Origin of the sequence: Frankia sp. QA3 (assembly GCF_000262465.1) — a bacterium.
Classification (GTDB): domain Bacteria; phylum Actinomycetota; class Actinomycetes; order Frankiales; family Frankiaceae; genus Frankia.
Map to the genome: position 1 here is coordinate 4027514 of NZ_CM001489.1, position 24175 is coordinate 4051688.

Below are 24175 nucleotides of genomic sequence, written 5' to 3' on the forward strand. Positions count from 1 at the left end.
ATCAACCAGCGTTGCGTACAAACATGCGACGCCACCAGCTTCGACGCACCGCAGGCGCGCTCCCGCGCTCCACCGGTGCCTCCTCCGCGGCCGGGGAGCTCTCCCCGCCCGCGCCTTGACCGCCCTCCCCGTCACCCGTTCCCGCGCCCTCGGCTGCCACGACGACGTTGCCGATGGCCGGTTCCGCGGAGGAGAGAACGCCGGTCCCCGTCCGGCCGCCGCCCCCACCGGCGGCCGGAGTCGCCGCGAGGACCGCTTCCGTCCCGGAAGGCTCGGTTACCGTACCGCCCGTCGACTCCACCGATGGCGTGGCATCGTCCGGGGCCTTCGCCGGCCCCGGCGGGATCGTGCTCCCCAAGCGGGCCATCGCCTCGTCGAGGGCGGCCAGGACCTGCCCGAGCGTTGCCACCGGATCCTCCGCCTCGCCGGAGGCCGGGGCCGCCGAGGCAACGGCCACGGCCGGGGCAGCCGTTTCGGCCGGCACCGCCGGCACAGGCGGCACCGCCGGCACCGCCGGCGCAGGCGGCTCTGCCTGCACGCCGGCCGGCTCCACTTCCTCGGCCCCGACCGGCGGGATCCCCGCGACGGGAGCGGGCGCGGACTCCACGACCGGCTCGGCGACCACCTCCACGACCGGGGCCGACTGCCCCGCCGACACCGGCTCCACGACCGGCTCCACGACCGGCTCAGCCTCCACGACCGGCTGGATCTCCGCGAGAGGAACCGGCTCGGGCTCCACGACCGGCTCGCCAGCCACGGCCAGGGCCGGTGCGGGCTCCCCTGCCGACACCGGCTCCGCGACCAACACCGGCTCCGCGACCAACACCGGCTCCGCGACCAAGATCGGCTCGACCTCCGCCGCCGGTGCATCCTGGGGGCTGGTCCGCACCGCCCCCGACGTGGCATCGGAGGTCTGCGCTTCGGCCGCGGACGGTTCGGAAGCCGGCGCCGCCGGGGTGGCCGGGGCCGCGGCGGTGAGGGTGCTGACCGCAACCGGACCCGCCTCGACGGGGGCGGCCTCGACGGGGGCGGCCTCGACGGGGGCGGGCGGGATCTCGGTGGTCGCGGCGGCCGGCTGCGGCAGCCGATTGAGGATGAGACCGCCGGGGCCCTGCGCGCGATGCAGCTGTCCCGACTGCGCAAGCCGCCGGCAGACCTGGTTCACCGTGCCCCGGTTCGCCCCGATTGCCGCTGCCAGTCTGCCGTCGTCCAATCCCGCGGGAACCTTGGCGAGCTGGTCGAGTATCCGCTCAGCAACAGTAGCCACAAAGCGGGACGCTATACGCCAACTGCCATCCGGTGGCAAGCGGGGTCGCCCCACGCGGTAATCGTGTCCATACCGCTGCCGTTGGCATCCGCAACGCCGGTCGCACCCGCCCGCGGCTCCGCTCGGCACATCTCCACCTGGACGGATCCGCGCCAGACACGGCGATCCGGCCGGCCGCGCCCGACCACCGACGCCCGCCGACGCCGCGGCACCCGGTAAACCGGCGAGATCGGCGTTGTCCCAACGGATGGGGGATGTTGGGGGTGGGAGCGAAGCGCTCGGACTCGCCCCGCCACGCGCGCCGCGTCACCATCGATGACTTGTGAAGTACAGATAGCTACTCGACGCCGGGCGGCAGGACTGCTCGGACGGCAAGGCCGGGGCGGGGAGTGGGCTTAGCGCCGCCAGGCCAGGGAAGGTGCATTGTCAAGGCGTGCCGGGAACGGCCCGGGACGCACCGATGTCTACAGCGACCGGACCCGCCCCGTCGGCGATCCGTCCAGGTGCACGCCACCGGATGGCCGCCACCCGCCGGGAACCGGTCGGGGAGGCCGCCGTGACACAGCCCGCCTCGGATTCCGAGTCGTGGAACCTCGAGGACTCGCCCCTGGAACCCGCCGAGATGTTCGACAGCGACGAGCTCGGCTCGACGGACGCCGGCCAGGATCCGCTCGACGACAGTTGGGAGGTTCCGGATCGGCCGAGCGCAGGTGTCCGGTACCCGCACACGCCGCGGGAGGAGCGCGCGGGCTCGTCCTTCGCGGAGCAGCTCGCGGCCGAACTGCCGGACGCCGACCCCTACCTGGAGGCCGAGCGCCGGGAGTCGGGCCGAATCCTGCGGGCCGACGTCTACGGTGAGGACACCGCGGGCCTCGAGGACGCGGCCCTCGAGGTAGACGACGAGACGATCAGGAACACCTCGGCCGAGGAGAATGCCCTGCACCTGGATTGACGTCCTCCCCCGCCTGACGTGAAGGCGGGGGATTCCAACTCCTGATCACCGCCCGATCGACCGTCGGACAGAGCCGGAAACGGGCCATGCGCCTATTCCGCGGAAAGGACATCCACCGGTGAACGAGGTGGGGCGGCGTTTCCTCCCCGGCCTGAAGACCTGGGCATCCACGCCGAGACCATGGTGACGGCCGCGATCCCGCATCCGGACCACCCGCTGCCCGTCCCGGCCGTCCCGGCCGGGACGTCGGCGGCGCCGCGAACGGAGCCGGGCGTCGCCCCCTCCCACGCCGGGCAGGCCGCGCCGGAACCGAGCCGGCTCTGGACCGCGCGGAACTGGTCGCCGCGGGCCCGCCTGGGCGGGTTCGGCGCGGTGGGGGCGATCGCGGCGGCCGCCGCCGTGCGGGTCTACCTGGTCGATCCGGCGCAGCCCGGCCACTACCCCACCTGCCCGTTCCGCTGGGCGACGTCGCTGGACTGCCCCGGCTGCGGCACGCTGCGCGGCCTGCACCAGCTCTTGCACGGGCACCCGGGGGCGGCGGCCGACTACAACCTCTTCTTCGTCGTCGCCGCGCCGATGCTCGTCCTCGGCTGGGCGGTGGCGGTGGCCCGGGCCGCCGGCTGGCGGCGTCCACTGCCCCGCGTCCCGGCCCGGCTGCTACCGGTCATCCCGGTGCTGGTCATCGCCTTCTGGGTGCTACGTAATCTGCCGCTGCCCGGCTGCACGTGGCTGGCGTCCTGATCGGCGACGCCGGTCGCGGCCGGCCGGCCCTGCGCGGCGCCACGGCCCCGGGCGGGCGGTCAGCGCCGGCCCAGCAGGTAGCAGGCGATGGCGGCGGTGGCGGCGACGTTGAGCGAGTCGACGCCGTGCGCCATCGGGATCCGGACCCGTGCGGTCGCCGCCGCCTGGGCCGTCTCGGACAGGCCGGGCCCCTCGGTGCCGAGCAGGAGCGCGACGCGCGGCGGCGACCCCGCCGAGGGGTCCTCGTCCGGCCCGGCGGCGTCGATCCCGGCGGCGAACGCGCCGAGATCGGCGGCGTCCGCGGCCGGGGTCAGCGCCAGCAGGGTGAACCCGGCGTCGCGGAGCAGGCCCAGCGTGCCCGGCCACGGGTCGAGCCGGGCGTAGGGCACGGCGAACACCTCGCCCATCGAGACGCGCACCGAGCGGCGGTAGAGCGGGTCGGCGCAGCGCGGGCTGAGCAGCACCGCGTCCATCCCGAGCCCGGCGGCCGAGCGGAAGATCGCCCCCAGGTTGGTGTGGCTCACGATGTCCTCGCAGACGAGGACCCGTCGCGCGGTTGCGAGCACGCCCGCCGGGGCCAGCGGCGGGCGGCGACACATCGACGCGAGCGCGCCGCGGTGCACCTCGAAGCCGGTGATGGCGGCGAGGACGTCGGCCCCGGCGACGTAGATCGGGACGCCCGCGGACAGGTCCGCCGGCACGGCGCCCAACCGGGCCGGGGAGACCAGGACCGAACGGGGCCGGTAGCCGGCCCGCAGCGCCCGGGTGATGACCCGCTCGCCCTCGGCGATGAACAGCCCGTCGGCCGGCTCCCGGCGGCGGCGCAGGGCGACATCGGTGAGCGCGACATAGTCGTCGACGCGCGGGTCCGCCGGGTCCTCGATCGCCACGACCCGCGCCGCGGCTGATCGGGGCAGGTCAGTGGGCACGCCGGAACCTCCGGACACGACCGGTGTCACTCCGACGTAACGCGCGGGTCGCAGAATCGGCGGCCATGACCGAGCCGCACACCGCACCCACGCCGGCGCCCGCACCGGGCCCCGCCGTCTGTCGTCCCATGAACGCTCCCGTTCCCGCCGACCTGCTCGTCGTCGGCGCCGAGCTGGTCGCGACCGTGGACGCCGACCGCCGGGAGATCCGCGGCGGGTGGGTCGCGGTGACGGACGGCCTGGTCAGCGCGATCGGCGGCCCGGCCGATCCGCCGCCGCCGGCCGTGCGCACCCTGCGGGCCGACGGCGCGCTCGTCACGCCCGGCCTGGTGAACACGCATCATCACATCTACCAGAACCTCACCCGCGCCTTCGCCCCGGCCCTGGGCGGCACCCTGTTCACCTGGCTGTCGACCCTGTACCCGTTGTGGTCGCGGCTGGACGAGGAGGCGGTGCACGTCTCGGCCTACGTCGGGCTCACCGAGCTGGCCCTCGGCGGGTGCACCACGACCACCGACCATCTCTACGTGCATCCGCGCGGCGGCGGAGACCTGATCTCCGCGGAGATCGCCGCGGCGACGGCGCTCGGCCTGCGGTTCCACCCGACCCGCGGGTCGATGTCGCTGTCGGTGAAGGACGGGGGCCTGCCGCCCGACTCGGTGGTCCAGGACGACGACGAGATCCTCGCCGAGTCGGCCCGGCTGGTCGCCCGCCACCACGACCCGTCGTGGGGCGCGATGGTGCGCGTGGCGCTCGCGCCCTGCTCGCCGTTCTCGGTCAGCCCGGCGCTCATGCGCGCCACCGCCGAGCTCGCCGAGAAGCTCGACGTGCGCCTGCACACCCATCTCGCCGAGGATCCCGAGGAGGACGAGTACTGCCTGGCGGTGTTCGGCCGCCGGCCCATCGACCAGTTCGCCGAGGTCGGCTGGGGTGGGGACCGGGCGTGGGTGGCGCACTGCATCTGCCCGAACCCCGACGAGGTCGCCCGGCTGGGCGCCTGGGGCACCGGGGTGGCGCACTGCCCGAGCAGCAACATGATCCTCGGCGGTGGGCTCGCGCCCATCGCCGAGCTGCGGGCGGCCGGCGTCCCGGTGGGCCTCGGCTGCGACGGTTCGTCGTCGGCGGACTCGGCGTCGCTGTGGCTGGAGGCACGCACGGCGATGCTGCTCGGCCGGCTGCGGCACGGCGCGTCGTCGATGTCGGCCCGCGACGCGCTGGAGATCGCCACCCGCGGCGGCGCGGGCTGCCTCGGCCGCACCGGGGAGATCGGCGAGCTGTCCGTCGGGGCGGTCGGCGACCTGGTCGTCTGGCCGCTGGACGGGGTCGCCTTCGCCGGGGCGCTGTCCGATCCGATCGATGCCTGGCTGCGCTGCGGGCCGACCGCCGCCCGGCACACCGTCGTGGCCGGCCGGCTCGTCGTCGAGGACGGCCGGCCCGTGCACCCCGACCTGCCCGCGATGCTCGACCGGCACCGCACGCTCGCCGCCGGCATCCAACGCGCCTTCGACGACGCCGGCATCGATCCCGCCGCCAGCGGGGCGAGCACGGCCGGCGCGGCCGCCGCGGGCCGATGAGCGGCGACAGGGTGCCGCCCGGTGCCTTCCCCCGCCCGGAGGACGGCGAGGCGCCGCTGACGCTCGCCGCCGCGCTCGACGCGCTGCCGAAGGTCGAGCTGCACTGCCACGTCGAGGGGACGATGCGCCCGGCGACCGTGGTCGAACTCGCCACCCGGGCCGGCATCCCGCTGCCCACGACGGACGTCACCGAGCTGTACTCCTACGGCTCCCTCGACGAGTTCCTCTCGGTGTTCTGGCTGGTCCAGTCGACGCTGACCACGCGGGACGACTGGGCCCGGCTCGGCTACGAGAGCGTGCTCGACGCGGCGGCGCACGGCCGGGTCTACGCCGAGCTGTTCTTCACCCCGGCCCGTCACCTGGCCGCCGGCTCGGCGCTGGGGGACATCGTCGCCGGCCTCGCCGAGGGCCTGGCCGCGGCCGAGGCCGAGACCGGCTCGGTCGCCATGCTCATCGCCGACATCGACCGGGCCTTCGGGCCGTCCGCCGGGGTCGCGATGGTCGACGAGCTCGGCCGGCTGCGCCGGGCCGGGACGCCCGGCGTCGAGCGGGTACTCGGCGTCGGAATGGACTCCACCGAGCTCGGGGTGGACCCGGCGTCGTTCACCGACGCCTACCGGCTCGCCGCTCGGCACGGCTTTCGGCTCACCGGGCACCAGGGCGAGAACAGCCCGCCGTCGGCCATCGCCACCCTCGTCGACGCGCTCGGCGCGCAACGGGTCGACCACGGCCTGTCCCTGGTCGACGACCCCGAACTGGTGACGCGGTTCGCCGCCGAGCGGATCGGGCTGACCGTCTGCCCGAACTCCAACATCCGCATCGCCAACGCCTTCCCGGCGCTCGCCGACCATCCCTTCCCGGCGATGCGCGCCGCCGGCCTGCTCGCGACCCTGAACACCGACGACCCGGCCCTGACCGACCTGGACCTCGGCTACGAGTACGCCTCCGTGGCGGCCGCGTTCGACTACTCGTTCGACGACATGGTCGCGATCGCCCTCGACGGCGTGACCGCGAGCTGGCTCCCCGCCGACGACGCCCGCGCCCTGCGCACCCGCATCCACACCACCGCCGACGCCCTGCGCCCCCGCCTTCTTACCGCACTTACCGCATATCCAGAACATCCAGAGGGATAGATCGGGCATCGAACCCTCTGGAAAGACAAGGAAGCCTGCTCAGGCCGGCGACTGCGACTGGTCGACGGTGGCCACGGCGAGGCGCTGCGCCGTGTAGAGCGGCTCACCGAGCCGGTGGTAGAGCGACAGCTCGGTGTCGAGCCAGGCCAGATGCCGCTCCTCGTCGGCGAGGATGGTCTCGATCAGGATGCGCGTGGTCGCGTCGTGCTCGGCGGCGGCGAGCTCCGCGGCCTGGTTGAGGCCGGGGCGGGCGCCGCGCTGGGCCTCCAGGTCGTTCTCCAGCACCTCCCGCAGGGACGTCCCGATGGCCGGCTTGGCCACCACGAAGTCCGGCCGGCCGCCGAGCTCGAGCAGCCGGTTGAGCACCGCGGCGATGGTGACCGGCTCGTCGGCGATCCGCTGGGCCATGCCCGCGGCCAGGCCGAGCAGCCCCCACGACTCGACGAGGACGAGGTGGGTGCGGTGCTGGGCGTAGCCCGCCCAGTAGCTGCCGAGCAGCTCGTTGAGCAGCTCGGTGACCGGAGTGGTCTGCGTGTCGGCCATGCGTCCGTCCCTCCCACGGGCCCGGCGGGTCCCACCGGCACCAGACAGGCGCGGCGCCACCGGATCTCCCCGCCCGGATCCTCAACTATCCAGGTCGACGACTATATGTCACCAGTCTAGGTGCATAAAACGGAGTGGACGGGAGACCCACTGCGGCGCGGCTCCGGTCGCCCCTAACCGAACCGTCGGGCTCGGACGGCTCCCCGCTACGGCGTGGCGCGCATCGCCGGCCTGCTCGCGCCCCTGACACCGACGACGCTGCCCCGACCGAGCTAGGCCTTGGCCTACGAGTTCCCTGCCGTGGCGGGCTGCGTTCGGCTACTCGTTCGCCGACATGGTCGCGATCGCCCTCGACTACGTGACCACAAGCCGACTTTACGTGACCGCAAGCTGACTTTCCGACAATGACGATGCCATGAGGAGGGTGGATGGCGCCCGGTGTCCGGCCGGGACGGCAGCGCCGGGCCCACCGGCCAGCCACTACGCACCTGATCTCCGGGACCTTGATGAGGTGTGTACTCACCGGCAGGAAGAAATCCGCCCGCAGCGGACGATCCGCATAGGCGGCGGCCGAACTATTCAACGGTGCGGCCGGCGCGTGTCATCGCCATGGATGACCCCACGGCCGACGGCGAGTGGGGCCACGCGTATGGCGTCGGCGACACTCGGCATTCGGGACGCCGCCATGTCCCGCCTCGACACTGCTGACGTCCCGTTTCTCGCCCCACAGGCATGCCCGCGTCACGTCGCCTCCGGGCCGGGGGGCGCGACACCGTTGCCCACCACGATCATTTGTGGGTGGTCAGGTCGGGGCGGCGCCGTCGGGACGGGCGAGGCCGACGTCGAGGGCGGCGAGCAGGTCGACGAAGCCGAGGGCGGCGGGGGTGAAGGCGGCGCGGGCGTAGGCGACGACCTCGCGCAGCGGCGGCTCGGCGAGGTCGACCCGGTTCGCGGCGAGGTCGTTCGGGACGGCAGGCTCGGGGACCAGCGCGGCGCCGAGCCCGGCGGCGGCGAGCCGGGCCGCGGCGTCGACCTGGCGCGTCTCCACGACGCCGCGCGGGGTGAAGCCGGCGGCCGCGCACGCCTCCCGCACCAACTCGCTCAGGCCGTGGTCCGGGGCGTAGAGGACCCAGTCCTGGTCGGCGAACACGGCGAGCCCGACCCCGGCCCGCCCGGCGCGCGGATCGGCCGCGGGGACCACGACGACGAAGCGCTCGTGGCCGAGCCAGCGGACCGGTCCCGCCCAGCTTGCCGGGCGCGGGCCGATGCCGACGTCGGCCTCGCCGCCCGCCATGAACGCCTCCAGCGTGCGACGGTCGGGGAACTCGGTGATACGCAGGGTGATGCCGGGATGGCCGGGCCGCCAGCGCGCGACCGCCCGCGGCAGGACCCAGGTCGCCAGCGACGTCACGGTCGCGACGTGCAACGCCCCGCCGCCGTGGCCGGCGGTGGCCCGGGCGCGGGCCACCGCGCCCTCCGCGGCGGCGACCGCCGACCGCGCGCCGTCGAGGAACACCCGCCCGGCCGCGGTGGGGCGCACCCCGCGCGACGTCCGTTCCAGCAGGTCCACGTCGAGCTGGCGTTCGAGCGCGCGGATCTGCTGGGACAGCGAGGGCTGGGCGATGTGCAGGCGGGCGGCGGCCCGGGTGAACGACCCCTCCTCGGCGACCACGATGAAGTAGGCCGCCTGGCGAAGGTTCAGCCATCCGCGCATGCCCGTAGTTGTATCCCGTGACGATCTCCGGAACCCCTGAGCACCGAGACGCCCATAGGTGAACCTCTATCGCCCGCCGGACGTTTGGGTCTTGGACGGGTCCGGCGCGGGTGACGGAGGATCAGGCGGACCGGTTCAGCTCGCCGACGATGGTGTCGGCCGAGACGCCGCCCACCGGGCGGTGTCCTGGCGCACGGGACGCGGAGGAGCATGTCCGAGGGCAGGCCGCGGGACGAGGGCAGGCCGCGGGACGCAGCGGCAGCCGGCGCGGGTCGGCGGGTGACCGTGCTCGCCGGCGGTCGGGTGATCGACCCGGCGAACGGCGTCGACCGCATCGCGGACGTGGTCTGCGTCGACGGACGGATCGGCGCCGTCGTCCCCGCCGGGGAAGCCGGCGCGGACCAGGCCGGCGCGGACCAGGCCGGCGCGGACCAGGCCGGCGCGGACCAGGCCGGCGCGGACCAGGCCGGCGCGAGCGGTGTGGACGGCGCGGCCGGTGCCGGGGCGGCGGACGGGGCCACGGTCGTCGACTGCCGGGGCCTGATCGTCACGCCGGGCCTGATCGACCTGCACACCCACGTCTACCCGGGGCTCGGCGACTTCTGCGTCCACCCGGACCGGGCCGGCGTCGACGTGGGCGTCCCGGTCGTCGTCGACGGCGGCACCTCCGGCGTGCGGACCTTCGGCCTGGCCCGGGCCTTCGTCGAGGGCCCCACCGTGCGGACCCGGGTGCTCGCCTTCCTCGACCCGTGCCTGCTGTACCTGGCGACGAAGGACTTCATCGCGCACCGGCTGGAGATCGCCAACGATCCCCGCAACCTCGACCTGGGCGCCACCGCCGCGACCGTCGAGGCGCACCGCGACATGATCGTCGGCTTCAAGGTGCGGGCCACCGTCACCGACGACCCGCGGACCTCCCCGTTCCTGGAGGGCGCGAAGTCCATCGCGGGCGACCTGCCGATCATGGTGCATCTCGGCCGCTATCCCTACACGCCGAGCCTGGCCAACCTGGACGCGGTTGCGGCCCTGCGGCCCGGCGACATCGTCACGCACGCCTTCCGCGGCCACTCCGGGATCCTCGTCGACGACGACACCGCGGTCGACGGGCGCTTCGCCGCCGCGGTCGAGGCGGGCCTGCGCCTCGACGTCGGGCACTCCGGCTCCGACTTCCGCTTCGCCGCCGCCCGGGCGCTGTTCGACCTCGGCTACCTGCCCACGACGATCAGCACCGACCTGAACCTGTTCAACGCCGCCGGCCCGGTCTGGTCGCTGCCCGAGACGATGTCGAAGATCTGGGCGCTCGGCGTCGATCTCGTCGACGTCATCGCGATGGCCACGGCCAACGCGGCGGCGGCAATCGGGCGCTCGGCGGAGCTCGGTTCCCTCGACGTCGGCCGCGACGCCGAGGTCAGCGTCCTGCGGGTGGAGACGGGCGAGTTCTCGTTCACGGACGGGTTCGAGGCCATCTCGCACCCGCGCCGGCTGACCCCGGTCGGCTGCCTCCGAGGAGGCATTTGGTACAAAACGACAGGGCAGTTCGGCTCAGGTTACGGTGTTGACCCCGTCGACTCCGCCAGCCTGGCCGATGATGATCCGGTCACGGGGAGCCGGACGTCCCCCACCGAGACCGCCGCCGCCGGTGCCGCGCATCGACCCCCCCGATCGGTGCGCCCAGCGCCGGCGGCGGCTTCATCCCCGGGCTCGTCGGTGTCCCCGGGCTCGTCGGTGTCGACCGCCTCCTCCGGGTCGACTGCGGGCCAGGGCTGAGCGCGCCGATGGTCTACGTCATCACCGCGGCCTGCATCGACGTCACCGACCGGTCCTGCGTGGACGAGTGCCCGGTCGACTGCGTCTACGAGGGCCGGCGCAAGCTGTACATCCATCCCGAGGAGTGCATCGACTGCGGCGCCTGCGCGCGGGTCTGCCCCGTCGACGCGATCGCGTGGGACCGCGACCTCGACGACGACGGCCGCGCGCACCTCGACGATGCGCACGCGTTCTTCTACCGCCCGCTGCCCGGCCGGGCGGAACCGATCGACGCCCCGGGCGGCGCGGCCCGTCTCGGGCCAGTGGGCGTCGACACCGCCGCGGTGACGGCCACCGGACCCCCGGTCGGCGACCCGGCTGCGACCCCAGCGGCAGACCTGGCGGCGGACCGATCGGCAGGTCGCGGATGAGCGCGTTCTACGACGGGCTGGTCGTCGGCCTGGAGCTGGCCCGCGCCGCCCTTCCGCCGGAGGAGGCGACGTTCTTCAACCGGCCGATGAGCGAGCCGGAACTGATCGAATGGCTCTGCTTCCAGGCCTACTACGAACGACGGGCGGCGGAGTTCATCGGCCGCTGGCTCGCGGACACCCCGGAGGACGACGCCTTCGTGCTGCTCGCCCGGCAGGTCCAGGACGAGGGGCGCCACTACCAGCTGCTGATGCGAGCCCTGGATCGCCGCGGCGTCACCTCGCTGGACCGCTGGCGGCCCGAGCCGGAGTGGGAGGAGTGGATCGACGTCTGGTACCCCTCCGGCGCCGACACCCTCGAACGCATCGCCGCCCACAACATCACCGGTGAGATCGGCGCGGCGAACGCCTTCGTCGCCCTGCGCCCGCGGCTGCCCGCGGACGTGACGGCGACGCTCGACGCGATCCTGCCGGACGAGCGGTTCCACATGCGGCTCGGGCAGACGGTGATCGACCGGCACTGCCACGACGGCGACCAGCGGGCGCGGGTCACCGCCCGCGTGCGGCGGACCTTCGAGCTGGAGCAGGCCGGCCGGGCCGCCTACAACCGGCGGATGGCCCGCCTCGGCCTCGCCGACACCACCCCCGACGCCCCCACGCCCCCGCTGGCCTGAGCCCGGCGGGCCCTACCGGTCGGCTCCCCCGGCCGGTGCGACCTGCTGCGCCGCCACGGGGCCGTTCCAGTCGACGAGCTGGACGATCACCCCGTTGGGGTCGCGGACCTGGAAGGCCCGCTCGCCCCACTCCTCCGCGGTCAGCGGCATCGTGATGGCGACCCCCTCGGCCTGCAACCGGGCCAGCTCCCCTTCCAGGTCCTCGACGACGAAGGCGAGGATGAGGCCGGCGGCATGCTCGTCGCGCTGGTCGGCGGGCAGCGTCGCGAGGCCGCGCCGCAGGAAGACGACGTTCATGCCGGCGTCCTCGCGGGCCAGCGAGGCGAAGCCGTCTGCGGCCATCTGCTCGGAGAAGGCGAAGTGGTCGGTGAGGAAGGCGCTGGACGCGGCGACGTCCTCGACGTTGAGCGAGACGGCGGAGGAGGTGATCTTCATGACTGCGCTCCCGGGGTCCGTGATGGTGGCCTGATCATACGAGAACCTTGTACGGAGTACACAGTACATCGTACGGAGTAAGGATGGAGATCCATGCCCAGCGACCGGACGAGCGCCGGCGACCCCGCCAGGACCCTGGCCCTGCTCTGGCGCGACCCCTCGGCGACGCCGCGCCGCGGCCCCGCCCGGGGGCTCACCGTCGACGCGGTGGTCGACGCCGCCATCGCCCTGGCGGACCGGGAGGGCCTGGACGCGGTGACGATGCGCCGCGTCGCGCAGGCGCTGGGGGTCGTCCCGATGACGCTGTACACCTACGTCCCCGGCAAGGCCGAGCTGCTCGACCTCATGCTCGACGCGGCGTACGCCCGGATGGAGCGCACCGACAGCACGGGCGAGCCCTGGCGGACGCGGCTGGCGGCGGTCGCCCGGGAGAACCAGGCCCTGTTCGAGGCCCATCCCTGGGCCGTCGCCGTCTCCACTCTGCGCCCGTCGCTGGGGCCGGGCTCGATCGCCAAGTACGAGCACGAGCTCGCCGCCCTGGACGGCCTCGGGCTGCGCGACGTCGAGATGGACGACTGCCTGACCCACCTGCTGTCCTTCGTCCAGGCGAACGCCCGGGCCGCGATCGAGGCGAGCGCGGCGCGGGCGGCTGACGGCCTGACCGACCAGCACTGGTGGGACCAGGCCGGGCCGCTGCTGGCCCGGGTCCTCGACCCGGACGCCTATCCGCTGGCCGTCCGGGTCGGCAGCGCGGCCGGGGCGGCCCGCGGCAGCGCTCACGACCCCGGACACGCCTTCCACTTCGGCCTGGCTCGGGTCCTCGACGGGCTGGCAGCGCTCATCGAACGCGCCGGCCCAACGGGCGCCGGGTGAGCGTTCGTCGGCGCCGTGACCAGCGACGAGGCGAGACTGGGGGCATGCCGACGCTGCCGCCCGAGGTCGTCGCCCGCCTGACCGCCGCCCTCGACCCGGTCGACGCGGCCCTCGCCGACCGCCATCCGGGTGACACCGGCGCCCGCCAGCCCGTCCACACCTGCTATCTGCCGGCCGATCAGATGTTCCCCGACGTCGTGCTGGCGTGGGGTGAGCGGGCCCGCACCCTGCTCGCGGCGTACGGCGCCGACCCCGCGACGCTCGCTGCCGCGACCGGCGGCGACCGGCGGCCGGACGTCGCCGCGGCCGTCCACGCCCACACCCGGCGCGCGCTCACCGTGGAGCCGATCCAGGATCTGCGGGTCGACCTGGAGGACGGCTACGGCCTGCGGCCGGACCACGCCGAGGACGCCGACGCCGTGAGCGCGGCCGAGGCTGTGCGCGCCGCCTCCGCGGCCGGTGCGCTGCCCGCCCGCTACGGGCTGCGGCCCAAGTCGCTCGACCCGCTGGTCCGCGCCCGCGGGCTGCGCAGCCTCGACCTGTTCCTCACCGCGCTCGCCGGCGACGACGGACCGCCGCCCGGCCTGGTGCTGACCCTGCCCAAGGTCGGCGACCCGCGGCAGCTGCGGGTGTTCGCCGACGTCCTCGCCGAGCTCGAGCAGCGGCTCGGGCTCGACCCGGTCTCGATCGAGGTGCAGATCGAGACGCCGGCCGCGGTGCTCGCCCTGCCCGCGCTGGTGCGGACCGGTCTCGACCTGGGCCCCGGCCGTCTCGTCGGGCTGCACGTCGGCACCTACGACTACTCGGCGGCGCTTGGAGTCACCGCCGGGCATCAGGCCAGTGACCACCCGGCGGTGGAGTACGCGACGACGATGATGCAGCTGGCCGCCGCCGGGACCGGCATCCACGTCGCGGACGGCTCGTCGAACCTGCTGCCCGTCGACGGCGACGAGCGGCCGGGCGCGTCCGGCGACGACGTGCGCCGCGCCTGGCGCCGGCACGCCGAGCTGGTCCGCCGCGCCTGGCACCGGGGCCTCTACCAGGGCTGGGACCTGCATCCCGGGCAGCTGGTGAGCCGACACGCGGCGGTGGCCGGCTGCCTGCTGGCAGGGCTCGACGGTGCGCTCGCCCGGCTGGCCGCCTACGCCGCCGCCCGGCAGTCGGGGGCCGTCGCCGACGAGCCGGCGACCGGGCGGGCCCTGGCCGGGCACGTCCTGCGGGCGCTCGACGCCGGCCTGCTGGACGACCCGCGCCTTGCCGCCGCGGGCCTCGACCGGGCGACGGTCGCCCGCCTGGGCGGACGGAAAACACACAACACGGCCACCACCCACGATCACACACGGCCCGACAAACCAAACGGCGGAAGTTCTTCACATTAACAGTGGATGAACAGCGGCAGACATCGCTCGATAGGCCGTTCTGGACGTTCCCGGCGGGTCGACATCGGCCCTGTCCGGGTCTACAACGGAGACCGTGAACGACGGCATCCTGGTTTTGGTGGTCGTAACCGCCCTGGCCTTCGACTTCACAAACGGTTTCCACGACACCGGCAACGCGATGGCGACCTCGATCGCAACGGGGGCGCTGCCGCCGAAGATCGCCGTAGCGCTCTCCGGGGTACTGAATTTCATCGGCGCCTTCCTGTCGCTCAGCGTGGCCGCGACGATCGCGAGTGGCCTGGTCAACACCCATGTCGTGACGCTGACGGTGGTGTTCGCCGGCCTGGTGGGTGGTATTACCTGGAATTTGCTCACCTGGTTCTTCGGAATACCCTCCAGCTCATCTCATGCGCTCATCGGGGGTGTCATCGGGGCGACCATGGCCGCCGCCGGCACGGACGGCGTCAAATGGCACGGCGTCGTCTCGAAGGTAATCATCCCGGCCGGCCTGTCCCCGGTGATCGCCGTCCTCATCGCGGCCGTGGGAACCTACCTGATCTACCGGCTGAGCCACGGTATCCCGGACCGGACGCGCAGCCACGGATTCCGGATCGGCCAGATCGGTTCGGCGTCGCTCGTCTCGCTCGCGCACGGCACGAACGACGCGCAGAAGACGATGGGCGTCATCACCCTGGCCCTCATCGCCAACGGCACGGTGGACGCCGGGTCGCAGGCCCCGTTCTGGGTGATCCTGACCTGCGCGATCGCGATCAGCCTGGGCACCTACCTCGGCGGCTGGCGGGTGATCCGCACCCTCGGCAAGGGGCTGGTCGAGATCGACTCCCCGCAGGGCATGGCCGCCGAGTCGTCCTCCGCCGCCACGATCCTGCTCTCCAGCCACTTCGGTTCCTCGCTGTCGACGACGCACGTGGCGACGGGCTCCATCCTCGGCACCGGCCTCGGCCGCAAGGGCGCCGAGGTGCGCTGGAGCGTCGCCGGCCGGATGGCGACCGCCTGGCTGCTGACCCTGCCGGCCGCCGGGCTCGTCGGCGCCGGGTGTTACGGGATCGTCCAGGGCATCGGCGGCACCCCCGGCGTGGTGGTCGTCTTCGCGCTGCTGGTGATCGGGTCCGCCCTCCTGTACCTGCGAGCCCGCAAGACCCCGGTCAGCCACCACAACGTCAACGACGAGTGGGACGCAGCGACGGCCCCCGCGAACGCCAAGGAGCCGACCGCGGCCTGAGGCCCGCGCGTACGGCACCCCGGCCGGGACGGCCGGCCATCGGACGGTCCTGGTGACGACCGGTGGACGTGACGAAAGGAGAGGCGGGCATGGATTCCTGGATCGACCTGGACGCCCTGTGGAAGATCGTCGTCATCGGCCTGCTCGCCGGGGCGGGGCTGCCCGCGCTGTTCGCGATCGGGCTACGCGCGGTGAGCCTGCCGGGTCGCGACGGCGGCCCGCCAGCCGCCGAGGCCGGCGGCGACCGCATCATCGGGACGAACCCGTTGGGCATCGCCGCCGGGGCGGTGTGCTTCGCCGTGGTGCTGGCCGGGATCGGCTGGGGTATCTACTCCGTCGTCGCGGGCGCCTGATTGTCCGGTCTCCGGAGTTGCCCGGGAGGCGAGGGAAAGGTGAGTGGCGTGGCGTTGCCTCCGTTGCTGACATCGGTCATCCAGTGGCTGCGGGCCGGGTATCCCGACGGCGTCCCGGAGCGGGACTATCTGCCGCTGTTCGCGCTGCTGCGGCGCAAGCTGACCGGGGACGAGGTGGCCGCGGTCGCCGACGTGCTGACCGCGAGCGGCGACCCCGCCTCGGCCCTGGCGATCCGCACGGCGATCGCGAACGTCACCCACGACGCCCCGCTGGAGGGCGATATCGCACGGGTCAGCGCCCGGCTCGCGGCCGGCGGATGGCCCCTGGCCACGCCGTCACGCCCGTAACCCGCCACCGAGACCTGACCCGGCCGCCCCCGCGCCAGGCACTCTCACCCACCCGGCTCGCCTGCCCCAGACACCCGAAGCCTCGCCCGGCTCGCCCTCCCCCAGGCGGCCCGTGGCCGCCGAGGGCGGGCGGGCCGCATCGCGTCAGCTGCCGCGGTACGTCGAATAGCCGAACGGCGCCAGCAGGAGCGGGACGTGATGGTGATCCGCCGGGTCCGCGACGTGGAACGCGATGCTCACCTCGGGGAAGAACGCCGAGCGGGCGCTGGTGTCGAAGACGAGCCGCCAGAGGCCAGGCGTGGTCAGCGGCAGGCCGCCGACCCGGCCGTCGGCATCGGTGACCGCCTCGGTGACCACGGTCCAGCCGGTGCCGGTGCCGGTGCCGGTGCCGGTCTGGCTGCCGGCCTCGGCAGCGGTCTGGCTGCCGGGCTCGGCGCTGGTGGCGCTGGCATCCGGGCCGGGTTCCCCCCGTTCGAGCCGGACCGGCACCCCCGCGGCGGGCCGCCCCTGCGCCGTGTCCAGGACGTGTGTGGACAGCCCCATCTGCGCCTCCCGTACAGTTCCTGGCCTGTTCCGACCGGGTCCCGGTGACCGTCCCCGGTCACCGGCCGGGCTACGCCCCGGTGATCAGGTGCCGGATCCGCAGGGCAGTGATCTCCGCCTGCTGGCCGGCGGCGATGCGCAGCTCCTCGTCGGGCTCGTGGGCCATCCGCTCCTGGAGCAGGGCGAGCATCTCCTCGGCACTGCGTCCCGCCGCCCGGACCAGGAAGATGTAGCCGAAGCGCTCCTCGTAGGCGGCGTTGCCCGTCACGAAGGCCGCCTTGATCTCGTCGGGGGCCTCGTCCATCGCCGCCTGCTCCCGACGGGGGGCGTCGAGGGAGACCACCGACGCCCGCGCCGTCGTCGGCGGCGCGGGGATGCCGGTCGGGCGCTCCCCGATCCGGGGATGCGCGGTGAACGCCTCGAACCAGGCCGACTCCGGCAGCCGCCACCATTCCTGCTCGGCGGCGGGCAGCAGGGCAGCCAGGGTGCCGAACGGACGGCGGGCCACCACCGCCTCGGCCCAGTCCTCGGACTCGCAGCAGGCCAGCAGCTCCTCGCGGGCGGCGTCCAAGGAGAGTGCGTCGAACCAGCGCATGGCCAGCGCCTCGCGCCCGGTGGCCGTCGGCACGCCGGTCAGCCGCAGCCGGGCCAGGCCGCCATCGGGGATCGCATCGACACGGACGTGGGTGGCCTGGACGGGAACCTCCAGGTCGAACAGGTGCCGGGTGTTGGGCTGCACCCGCGTGCGCGGCAGCAGCGGGACCCACTCGGTGATGGCGCTGATGTCATCGGGGTCGAGCAGGTCCGGGTAGTCCGCGGCCCACAGCTCGACGGCCCGAGGCGCGTTGCCGCGGAAGTGGCGGGTGTCGACCTCGGCCCGCACGATCAGGCCCTGCGTCGTCAGGCGGACCGCCGCCCAGTCGTGCCCGGTGCCGCGGCGGCGCCGGGTCTCCCAGCCCTCGCCCATCGCCCGGGCATCGCCGGAGGCGTTGAGGTTGTGCCGGTCGCCGTAGTGCATGTCGCTGGCGGCCACCACGACCCCGCCCAGATAGGCGGCGGCGAGATCGGAGGTGACCCGGTCGAGCAGGCGCGGGTCTGGCACGACCGTGCCATGCACGCGCAGCCGGGCGACTCCGCCGTCAGGATGGATGGTCAGCCGCAGGTGGGTGATGCGGAGTCGGCCCGCCTCCGCCACGGGCAGGACGTTGACCGCGTCGGCGGCGATCGGCGTGCGCGGGACCAGCTCCACCCAGTCGACGGCGTCGTCAGCGACCTCCGCGGCGGAGGGATAGCCGGCGACCGTCGCCCCGTGGATCTCGACGGCCTCCGGGGCGTTGCCGGTGAAGTGGGTGGTGTCGACGGTGATCGCGTGGGCGATGCCGGGCGCGCCGAGGCGGACGATGGCCCAGTCGGCCCCTGGCAGGTCGCGGCGGCGGCGGGTCTCCCAGCCGTCGGTCCACTGACCCCGTTCGGTGAACACGCCGGGGCGCACGATGGGCGGCTCGGGCAGCAGCATGCGCTCCGCGAACGCGAAGAACTCGTCGTTGACGGCCACGACCGTGCCGCCGGAACGGGCTGCCGCCAGGTCGACGAGGTTGGTCAGGTCGGGCTCGTCACTCATCAGGATCCTTCTCTCGGGTCGAGCGGTGTGCCCGCGGCGACCGGCTGCTCCGCGGCTGGTCGGGCCGGCTGCCGGGCAGCCGCCGGGGGTGGCGGCGAGGGTGGCGGCGGGCCCTGCGGGACAGGCTGGGTCAGCGCGTTTGCGGGACGCAAAGGGTACGTCCCGTCGACGCCTGCTGCTGGTCCAGGTCGGCATCCCGGGGCCGGTCCGAGGTCCCCCATCCGCACCAGCCGCCGACGTGGCCCCCGGCCGCGGAAGGTCCTGACCCGACCGGGCGATGCGGCCACCTCACCTTGCCAGCAGGCGTCCCCGCGGCGGACGGTCACCGTCCACACGCACCCCCCGCAGATAGGTTGCCTGGACGACTCCGTCGAGGCTGCGTCCAGCGTAGGGGGTGAGCGGGTGGCGGTGCCGCAACATGGACGGCTCAACCAGGAAGGACGCATCCGGATCGAAGACGATGAGGTCGGCGTCCGCACCGACGGCGAGCCGGCCCTTGCCGCGCAGCCCGGCGAGATCCGCGGGGCCCGCGCACATCCAGCCGACCACGTCGGCAAGGGTATGCCCCCGGGCGCGGGCCTGGGTCCACACCGCGGGTAGCCCGATCTGCACAGACGCGATGCCGCCCCAGGCGGCCGCGAAGTCGCCGCTGTCGATGTGCTTGACCTCGGGGGTCGACGGCGAGTGGTCGCTGACGATCCCGGTGAGCAATCCCGCCGACATCGCGTCCCACAACCGGTCCAGGTTCGTCCTGCCCCGAATGGGCGGCGCGCACTTGAACACGGTGGCCCCTTCGGGGACCTCCTCCGCGGTGAACGTCAAATAGTGCGGGCAGGTCTCGGCGGTCAGCGACAGCCCCTCCCCCCGGGCGGCGGCGATCTCGTCGAGGGCGTCGGCGGCGGACAGGTGCAGGACGTGCAGCCGGGCACCCGTCGCCGCGGACAGCGCCGCCAGCCCCGCTACCGCCTGTGTCTCCGCCGCCGCGGGCCGCGAGGCCAGCCAGCTCGCGAACGCCCGCCCGGCCACCGGCGGCGCCGCCTCGAGGACCGCGGGCGACTCTGCGTGCACGACCGTGAGGGCGCCCATCCGGGCGGTGTGCCGGGCGGCGGCGGCCAGTACCTCCATCGAGACGTGCGGGAACTCCTCGACCCCCGACGGGGCCAGGAACGCCTTGAAGCCGAAGACACCGGCGTCGTGCAGGGCAGCCAGATCGGCGAGGTTGCGGGTGTCGGCGCCGATGATGCCGCCCCAGAACCCGACGTCAACAGCGATCTGCCCGTCGGCAACCGCCCGCTTGGCCGTCAGCGCCGCGAGGGAGGTCGTCGGCGGGATCGAGTTCAACGGCATGTCGATGATCGTGGTGACGCCACCCGCCGCCGCAGCGCGGGTGGCGGTCGCGAAGCCCTCCCACTCGGTCCGGCCCGGCTCGTTGACATGCACGTGGCTGTCGACCACACCGGGTAGCAACGCCAGGTCGCCGAGGTCGGTGACCAGGGCGTCCGCCGGCACCTCGGTGGGCTCGGTGATCGCGGTGATCCGACCGTCGGCGAGGTGCACCGCCGCCGGCCGCTCGCCGTCGGGCAGGGCCACCCGGCGGGACCGCAGCACCTGCGGGCGCTCCGGCAGGCGCGCCGGCGCGCCCGGGGGAAAGTCACTCATGCCGTCGAAGCATCTCCAGCCGTGTGGACGTCGGCGCGGGTGGGGAGATCGACGAGGTCCTGCGGGCGCACCGGGACCCGCCGCAGGTCCCGCCCGACCGCCGCCCGGATGGCAGCGACGATCGCGGGGGCGGCGGTGCAGGTCGGCGCCTCCCCGACGCCCTTCACCCCGTAGGGCGCGTCGGGCTGAGGCTCGGTGACGGCGACGAAGTCCAGGTCGGGGACGTCGGCGATGGTCGGCAGCAGGTAGTCGTGGAAGTTCGGGTTGGTCACCACCCCGTCGACGGTGACCAGCTCCTCCATCAGGGCAAGACCCAACCCCTGGGCGGTGCCCCCCTCGACCTGCCCACGCAGGGACAGGGGGTTGAGCACGGTGCCGCAGTCCTGGGCCAGCGCCATCGACACGACCCGGACCAGGCCGAGGTCGATGTCCACGTCGACGACCGCGCGGTGGGCCGCGCCGGCGAACGCCACGTGCGGATCGCCCTGACCGTCGGCGCCCAGCGCGGTCGTCCGCCGGTGGTGGAAGGTGTAGTCGGCCTCGATCGGGCCCTCGGCCAACGCGTCGGCGAGGCGCACGCGCAGCCCGGCCTCCACGCCGACGATCTCCCCTGCGGCGATCCGCAGGGTGCGCCGGGGGGCCTCGACGACCTCGGCCGGGAGCCCTGCGGCCCGCGCGACCCGGGCGAGCAGCCGGTCGGCGACCGCGACGCAGGCGCCGCGCACCGCGCCGCCGCTCATCCAGGTCTGGCGGGAGGCGCTGGTGGAGCCGGCGCTGCCGACCGCGGTGTCCGCGGGTGCCAGGTCGACCTGCTCGACGCCGAGCTCGGTGCGGGCGATCTGCCCGGCGATGGTGACGAATCCCTGGCCGACCTCGGCGCAGGCGCTGTGCACCCGGACCCGCGGCGTGCCGTCATCGGTCAGGTCCAGCCGGACGCGGGCGGCCGAGGAGTCGTCCATGCCCTCCGAGAAGAGCAGGTTCTTGTAGGCCAGGGCGTAGCCGACGCCGCGGCGCACCCGGCCCGGTTCCGCCGCGGCGGGCAGGCCACCGGGCCGGGCGAGGCCGGTGACGTCCGCGGCCGGCGGTGGGGGCAGTGGGCGGGCGGCGACGAGCTGAATGAGCTCCCGCGCCGGCAGCGGGGCGCCGAGTACCTGCCCGGTGGGCAGGACATCCCCCGGTCGGACGGCGTTACGGGCCCGCAGCTCGACGGGATCCAGGCCGAGCGCGTCCGCCAACCGGTCCATCTGGGCCTCGTGGCCGATGGTCACCTGGGGCACGCCGAAACCCCGCATGGCCCCGCAGGGCGGGTTGTTGGTCCGCACAACCACCCCGTGCAGCCGGGCGTGGGGAACCCGGTAGGGGCCGGCGGCGTGGGTGACCGCGTTCGCGAGCACCGCGGGGGACGACGACGCGTAGGCACCGCCGTCCATGACCAGACGGGCCTGGACGCTGACGAGCTCGCCGTCGGCGGTCGCGGTGTGCCGGAACCACATCCGGGCGGGATGGCGGTGCGGATGGCCCAGGAAGGACTCGACCCGGTCGTAGGCGATCCGCACCGGCGCACCCGCCGCGCGGGCCAGCAGCGCGCCGTGGATCTGGACGGTGACGTCCTCGCGCCCCCCGAACGCACCCCCCACGCCCGCCAGGGTGAGGCGGACGAGGTTCTCCGGGATGCCCAGACAGGCGGCGAGCTGCTCGCGGTCCGAGTGCAGCCACTGGGTCGCGACGCGCAGGTCCACGCCGCCGTCGGCCGCCGGGCTCACCAGGGCCGCCTCCGGTGCCAGGAACGCCTGGTCCTGCATACCGACCACATAGTGGTCCTCGACGACCACGGGACCGTCGACCCCGGGCTCGCCGTGCCGGATGTCGATCTCGCGGAAGAGGTTGCCGGCGGGGTGCAGCGGCTCCGCGTCCGCGGCCAACACCCGCTCCGGGTCGGTCGAGGGACGCAGTGGCTCGTAGTCCACCTCGATCGCGGCGAGCGCGCGGCGGGCGGTCGCGGCGTCGACCGCGGCCACGGCGGCGACCGGTTCACCGGCGTAGCGCACCTCGGTGGCGGCGAAGACCGGCTGGTCGGCGACGATCAGCCCGTAGGTGGCCACGCCCGGCACGTCGGCGGCCGTGACCACGGCGGCCACGCCGGGCAGGCGGCGGGCCGCGGCGGTGTCGATCCGCCCGATCCGGGCCCGCGGGTGCGGCGAGCGCAGCGTGCGCGCCTGCAGCATCCCCGGCACCCGCAGGTCACCGGCGTACGGGAACGCTCCGCTCACCTTGTCTGGTCCGTCCGGGCGACGCACCGACCGCCCGATCCCACCGCTCACGACCTCACCCCCCATCCGGGCGACTCGGAGCGTCCCCAGGTGTCGGAGTGTCCCCCGGCGGGAGGATGCCTCGCTCCGCCTGGACCGCCCGCACGGCGGCGACGATGCGGCCGTAGCCGGTGCACCGGCAGATGTTGCCGGCCAGTGCCTCGCGGATCTCCTCCTCGTCGGCGTCCGGGTGGCGGGTGAGCAGATCCGTCACAGCGACCACGAAGCCGGGAGTGCAGAAGCCACACTGCACCGCCCCCTCGGCAAGGAACATCGCCCGCACCGCCCGGGTCAGCCCCGAACCACCCAACCCGGCGACGGTGACCACCCGGGAGCCGTCGGCGTCCGCGGCGAGGACCGTGCAGGACGCCGCAAGCCGGCCGTCGAGCAGCACCGAGCAGGCCCCACACCGGCCCTGCTCGCAGGCATCCTTCACCGCCGTCACTCCAAGCACGTCCCGCAACACGGTGAGCAGCGAATCCCCGATCCAGGCACCGCTGACCGTGCGCAGGAAGCCGTCGACGTGCAGGCGGTAGCTCTCGCCGCCGCCCGCGCCGTCCGTCTCGGCCTCCCCTCGGCCGGTACCGTCCGTTCCCGCCTTCTCCCGGCCCGTGCCGTCCACGCCGGCGTCTCCACGGTCCGTGCCGCCCGCCGCCGCGTCGAGGCCGTCCGCGGACACGGCGGTCACGGCTGCCCGCCGGCGGCGGAGCCCCGCGCGGGTTCGCCGACCGGGGGCGCGGTCAAGTGCAGGCAGCGGGCGAACGCCCGGCCGGCGAGCACCCCCGCCGCGTGCCAGCGGTACTCCGCCGACCCCCGCGGCCCCGCGGGCAGCGCCGGACTGACCCGCGCGGCCGCCTCGACGACCAGGTCACCGAAGCGCCGGGCCGCCGAGGAGGACACCGTCCCGGTCGACCAGTCGACCTCGTCGCGTGCGTACCGCTCGGCCTCCCCCATCCGGACCGGTAACAGGCCGACTCCCCCGATCGCACAGGTCAGCCGGTGGCGCACCCGGTCCACCAGGACCGCACACGAGACCACTGCGGGATACGCGGCCTGCCGCCCACCGATCTTGAGGTAGACCTGCGGGCCGCCCGGACGGGCCAGTCGCACCGCGGTGACGAGGGCATCCGGGGCCAGCCCGTCGGCGAGGAAGCGCGGCAGCGGCATCCGCTCCGGTCCTCGGGGCGAGACGGTGAGCACCTCCGCGTCGGCGGCGGTCAGGAAGGTGAGCAGGTCACCGCCGGGCCGCGCCGAGCCCAGCGCGCCGCCGACCGTGCCGGTGTTGCGGATCTGCACGGAGCCGACCACCCGGGCGGCCCGCGCCAGGCCCGGAGAGAGCGACCAGCCGTCCAGGTCCGTGTAGGTCACCCCCGCGCCGATGGTCAGGCTGTCCGCCCCGGCGCCGCGGACCCGTAGTTCAAGCACCCGGCGCAGGGCGACGACCGTCTCCGCCGAGCGCTCCCCGGACCGCAGCGCGGGGACCAGATCGGTGCCACCGCCCAGCAACGCCACCGCGGTGCCGGACTCGTGCGCGGCGGCGAGCATCTCCACCGCCTCACCGACCGTGCGTGGCCGGAACATCGCGGACGACTTCCCGCCCGCCATCACAATGACCACTCCCACGGGGACCGCTGCTGCCAGAAGCACACCGGCAAGGACCGCGCCCACCAGGAACGCCCCCGCCGGGCCATGGACCGCACCCCCCCGACCG

The 24175-nt window shown here is 74.4% G+C and carries 23 protein-coding genes; 12 read left to right on the forward strand and 11 right to left on the reverse strand.

Annotation, left to right across the window (positions count from 1 at the left end; all coding sequences use genetic code 11):
- Position 1: 1 nt before the first annotated feature.
- On the reverse strand, positions 2 to 1321 hold the full coding sequence (locus tag FRAQA3DRAFT_RS16465; protein WP_232291635.1) for a MarR family transcriptional regulator: 1320 nt from the start codon (positions 1319 to 1321) through the stop codon (positions 2 to 4).
- A gap of 502 nt (positions 1322 to 1823) precedes the next feature.
- Between FRAQA3DRAFT_RS16465 and FRAQA3DRAFT_RS16470 the strand changes: the two genes are divergently transcribed.
- Together FRAQA3DRAFT_RS16470 and FRAQA3DRAFT_RS16475 are read left to right on the forward strand one after the other, a co-directional pair.
- Entirely contained in the window at positions 1824 to 2219 is a 396-nt protein-coding gene (locus FRAQA3DRAFT_RS16470) for a hypothetical protein (protein WP_035923011.1), read from the forward strand.
- Between the two features lie 180 nt (positions 2220 to 2399).
- The gene (locus FRAQA3DRAFT_RS16475; protein ID WP_232291636.1) at positions 2400 to 2960 is read left to right on the forward strand and encodes a DUF2752 domain-containing protein; all 561 of its coding nucleotides are present in this window, start codon (positions 2400 to 2402) and stop codon (positions 2958 to 2960) included.
- 59 nt (positions 2961 to 3019) lie between these two features.
- On the opposite strand, the gene FRAQA3DRAFT_RS16480 is transcribed toward FRAQA3DRAFT_RS16475, so the two are convergent.
- Positions 3020 to 3889 carry an RNA methyltransferase gene (locus FRAQA3DRAFT_RS16480; protein WP_009740175.1) on the reverse strand — a complete coding sequence of 290 codons (870 nt, stop codon included), beginning with the start codon at positions 3887 to 3889 and terminating at the stop codon, positions 3020 to 3022.
- A gap of 128 nt (positions 3890 to 4017) precedes the next feature.
- On the opposite strand from FRAQA3DRAFT_RS16480, the gene FRAQA3DRAFT_RS16485 reads away from it, so the two are divergent.
- Both FRAQA3DRAFT_RS16485 and add read left to right on the forward strand, forming a co-directional pair.
- Complete coding sequence (locus FRAQA3DRAFT_RS16485; RefSeq protein ID WP_009740176.1) at positions 4018 to 5463, forward strand: 8-oxoguanine deaminase; 1446 nt, start codon at positions 4018 to 4020, stop codon at positions 5461 to 5463.
- Positions 5460 to 6596 carry an adenosine deaminase gene (gene add, locus FRAQA3DRAFT_RS16490; RefSeq protein ID WP_009740177.1) on the forward strand — a complete coding sequence of 379 codons (1137 nt, stop codon included), beginning with the start codon at positions 5460 to 5462 and terminating at the stop codon, positions 6594 to 6596. Before FRAQA3DRAFT_RS16485 ends, add begins: the two co-directional genes overlap by 4 nt.
- A 39-nt stretch (positions 6597 to 6635) precedes the next feature.
- Here the strand turns inward: add and FRAQA3DRAFT_RS16495 are convergent, their stop codons facing one another.
- Together FRAQA3DRAFT_RS16495 and FRAQA3DRAFT_RS16500 are read right to left on the reverse strand one after the other, a co-directional pair.
- Positions 6636 to 7139, reverse strand: a complete 504-nt coding sequence (locus FRAQA3DRAFT_RS16495; RefSeq protein ID WP_009740178.1) for a bacterioferritin — start codon at positions 7137 to 7139, stop codon at positions 6636 to 6638.
- An 802-nt stretch (positions 7140 to 7941) separates the two neighbouring features.
- Complete coding sequence (locus FRAQA3DRAFT_RS16500) at positions 7942 to 8853, reverse strand: LysR family transcriptional regulator (RefSeq protein WP_009740179.1); 912 nt, start codon at positions 8851 to 8853, stop codon at positions 7942 to 7944.
- 210 nt (positions 8854 to 9063) lie between these two features.
- On the opposite strand from FRAQA3DRAFT_RS16500, the gene FRAQA3DRAFT_RS16505 reads away from it, so the two are divergent.
- Genes FRAQA3DRAFT_RS16505 through FRAQA3DRAFT_RS16515 form a run of 3 tightly spaced genes read left to right on the forward strand, consistent with a single transcriptional unit; the run spans position 9064 to position 11701 of the window.
- Positions 9064 to 10620: an amidohydrolase/deacetylase family metallohydrolase gene (locus tag FRAQA3DRAFT_RS16505; protein ID WP_009740180.1), complete on the forward strand. Its 1557-nt coding sequence runs from the start codon at positions 9064 to 9066 to the stop codon at positions 10618 to 10620.
- 8 nt (positions 10621 to 10628) lie between these two features.
- Positions 10629 to 11030, forward strand: a complete 402-nt coding sequence (gene fdxA / locus FRAQA3DRAFT_RS16510; protein ID WP_009740181.1) for a ferredoxin — start codon at positions 10629 to 10631, stop codon at positions 11028 to 11030.
- Positions 11027 to 11701, forward strand: a complete 675-nt coding sequence (locus tag FRAQA3DRAFT_RS16515; protein WP_009740182.1) for a hypothetical protein — start codon at positions 11027 to 11029, stop codon at positions 11699 to 11701. Before fdxA ends, FRAQA3DRAFT_RS16515 begins: the two co-directional genes overlap by 4 nt.
- Positions 11702 to 11713: 12 nt before the next feature.
- On the opposite strand, the gene FRAQA3DRAFT_RS16520 is transcribed toward FRAQA3DRAFT_RS16515, so the two are convergent.
- Positions 11714 to 12136: a VOC family protein gene (locus FRAQA3DRAFT_RS16520; RefSeq protein WP_009740183.1), complete on the reverse strand. Its 423-nt coding sequence runs from the start codon at positions 12134 to 12136 to the stop codon at positions 11714 to 11716.
- A gap of 93 nt (positions 12137 to 12229) precedes the next feature.
- Here FRAQA3DRAFT_RS16520 and FRAQA3DRAFT_RS16525 point away from each other — a divergent pair, with 93 nt between their 5' ends.
- The 5 genes from FRAQA3DRAFT_RS16525 (at position 12230) to FRAQA3DRAFT_RS16545 (ending at position 16332) form a co-directional block, all read left to right on the forward strand.
- Positions 12230 to 13009, forward strand: coding sequence for a TetR/AcrR family transcriptional regulator (locus FRAQA3DRAFT_RS16525; RefSeq protein ID WP_009740184.1), 780 nt, complete (start codon positions 12230 to 12232; stop codon positions 13007 to 13009).
- Between the two features lie 44 nt (positions 13010 to 13053).
- Entirely contained in the window at positions 13054 to 14388 is a 1335-nt protein-coding gene (locus tag FRAQA3DRAFT_RS16530; protein ID WP_009740185.1) for an aldolase/citrate lyase family protein, read from the forward strand.
- Positions 14389 to 14482: 94 nt separating this feature from the next.
- Positions 14483 to 15631: an inorganic phosphate transporter gene (locus tag FRAQA3DRAFT_RS16535; RefSeq protein ID WP_009740186.1), complete on the forward strand. Its 1149-nt coding sequence runs from the start codon at positions 14483 to 14485 to the stop codon at positions 15629 to 15631.
- Positions 15632 to 15720: 89 nt separating this feature from the next.
- Complete coding sequence (locus FRAQA3DRAFT_RS16540; protein WP_009740187.1) at positions 15721 to 15984, forward strand: hypothetical protein; 264 nt, start codon at positions 15721 to 15723, stop codon at positions 15982 to 15984.
- Positions 15985 to 16032: 48 nt separating this feature from the next.
- Entirely contained in the window at positions 16033 to 16332 is a 300-nt protein-coding gene (locus tag FRAQA3DRAFT_RS16545; RefSeq protein WP_035921063.1) for a DUF3349 domain-containing protein, read from the forward strand.
- 144 nt (positions 16333 to 16476) lie between these two features.
- Here the strand turns inward: FRAQA3DRAFT_RS16545 and FRAQA3DRAFT_RS16550 are convergent, their stop codons facing one another.
- The 6 genes from FRAQA3DRAFT_RS16550 to FRAQA3DRAFT_RS16575 all read right to left on the reverse strand — a co-directional run bounded on the left by FRAQA3DRAFT_RS16550 (position 16477) and on the right by FRAQA3DRAFT_RS16575 (position 24069).
- Positions 16477 to 16875 (reverse strand): hydroxyisourate hydrolase, encoded by a 399-nt coding sequence (locus FRAQA3DRAFT_RS16550; protein ID WP_009740189.1) that lies wholly within the window; start codon positions 16873 to 16875, stop codon positions 16477 to 16479.
- A 70-nt stretch (positions 16876 to 16945) separates the two neighbouring features.
- The gene (locus FRAQA3DRAFT_RS16555) at positions 16946 to 18496 is read right to left on the reverse strand and encodes an allantoicase (RefSeq protein WP_009740190.1); all 1551 of its coding nucleotides are present in this window, start codon (positions 18494 to 18496) and stop codon (positions 16946 to 16948) included.
- A gap of 288 nt (positions 18497 to 18784) precedes the next feature.
- On the reverse strand, positions 18785 to 20155 hold the full coding sequence (gene allB, locus FRAQA3DRAFT_RS16560) for an allantoinase AllB (protein ID WP_009740191.1): 1371 nt from the start codon (positions 20153 to 20155) through the stop codon (positions 18785 to 18787).
- Positions 20152 to 22491, reverse strand: a complete 2340-nt coding sequence (pucD, locus tag FRAQA3DRAFT_RS16565; protein ID WP_009740192.1) for a xanthine dehydrogenase subunit D — start codon at positions 22489 to 22491, stop codon at positions 20152 to 20154. Before pucD ends, allB begins: the two co-directional genes overlap by 4 nt.
- Positions 22481 to 23152, reverse strand: a complete 672-nt coding sequence (locus tag FRAQA3DRAFT_RS35170) for a (2Fe-2S)-binding protein (RefSeq protein WP_009740193.1) — start codon at positions 23150 to 23152, stop codon at positions 22481 to 22483. Before FRAQA3DRAFT_RS35170 ends, pucD begins: the two co-directional genes overlap by 11 nt.
- Entirely contained in the window at positions 23149 to 24069 is a 921-nt protein-coding gene (locus FRAQA3DRAFT_RS16575; protein WP_035921064.1) for a xanthine dehydrogenase family protein subunit M, read from the reverse strand. The genes FRAQA3DRAFT_RS35170 and FRAQA3DRAFT_RS16575 overlap by 4 nt, the downstream gene beginning before the upstream one ends.
- Positions 24070 to 24175: the final 106 nt, after the last annotated feature.

What these genes read in the sequence shown, in the direction of transcription:
- FRAQA3DRAFT_RS16475 (WP_232291636.1), top strand. Translation starts at nt 2,400, where the DNA reads ATGGTGACGGCCGCGATCCCGCATCCGGACCACCCGCTGCCCGTCCCG.
- FRAQA3DRAFT_RS16540 (WP_009740187.1), top strand. Translation starts at nt 15,721, where the DNA reads ATGGATTCCTGGATCGACCTGGACGCCCTGTGGAAGATCGTCGTCATC.
- allB (WP_009740191.1), bottom strand. Translation starts at nt 20,155, where the DNA reads ATGAGTGACTTTCCCCCGGGCGCGCCGGCGCGCCTGCCGGAGCGCCCG.
- FRAQA3DRAFT_RS16550 (WP_009740189.1), bottom strand. Translation starts at nt 16,875, where the DNA reads ATGGGGCTGTCCACACACGTCCTGGACACGGCGCAGGGGCGGCCCGCC.
- FRAQA3DRAFT_RS16515 (WP_009740182.1), top strand. Translation starts at nt 11,027, where the DNA reads ATGAGCGCGTTCTACGACGGGCTGGTCGTCGGCCTGGAGCTGGCCCGC.
- FRAQA3DRAFT_RS16575 (WP_035921064.1), bottom strand. Translation starts at nt 24,069, where the DNA reads ATGGCGGGCGGGAAGTCGTCCGCGATGTTCCGGCCACGCACGGTCGGT.
- add (WP_009740177.1), top strand. Translation starts at nt 5,460, where the DNA reads ATGAGCGGCGACAGGGTGCCGCCCGGTGCCTTCCCCCGCCCGGAGGAC.
- FRAQA3DRAFT_RS16555 (WP_009740190.1), bottom strand. Translation starts at nt 18,496, where the DNA reads ATGAGTGACGAGCCCGACCTGACCAACCTCGTCGACCTGGCGGCAGCC.
- pucD (WP_009740192.1), bottom strand. Translation starts at nt 22,491, where the DNA reads ATGGGGGGTGAGGTCGTGAGCGGTGGGATCGGGCGGTCGGTGCGTCGC.
- FRAQA3DRAFT_RS16525 (WP_009740184.1), top strand. Translation starts at nt 12,230, where the DNA reads ATGCCCAGCGACCGGACGAGCGCCGGCGACCCCGCCAGGACCCTGGCC.
- FRAQA3DRAFT_RS16485 (WP_009740176.1), top strand. Translation starts at nt 4,018, where the DNA reads ATGAACGCTCCCGTTCCCGCCGACCTGCTCGTCGTCGGCGCCGAGCTG.
- fdxA (WP_009740181.1), top strand. Translation starts at nt 10,629, where the DNA reads ATGGTCTACGTCATCACCGCGGCCTGCATCGACGTCACCGACCGGTCC.
- FRAQA3DRAFT_RS16520 (WP_009740183.1), bottom strand. Translation starts at nt 12,136, where the DNA reads ATGAAGATCACCTCCTCCGCCGTCTCGCTCAACGTCGAGGACGTCGCC.
- FRAQA3DRAFT_RS16495 (WP_009740178.1), bottom strand. Translation starts at nt 7,139, where the DNA reads ATGGCCGACACGCAGACCACTCCGGTCACCGAGCTGCTCAACGAGCTG.
- FRAQA3DRAFT_RS16530 (WP_009740185.1), top strand. Translation starts at nt 13,054, where the DNA reads ATGCCGACGCTGCCGCCCGAGGTCGTCGCCCGCCTGACCGCCGCCCTC.
- FRAQA3DRAFT_RS16500 (WP_009740179.1), bottom strand. Translation starts at nt 8,853, where the DNA reads ATGCGCGGATGGCTGAACCTTCGCCAGGCGGCCTACTTCATCGTGGTC.
- FRAQA3DRAFT_RS16505 (WP_009740180.1), top strand. Translation starts at nt 9,064, where the DNA reads ATGTCCGAGGGCAGGCCGCGGGACGAGGGCAGGCCGCGGGACGCAGCG.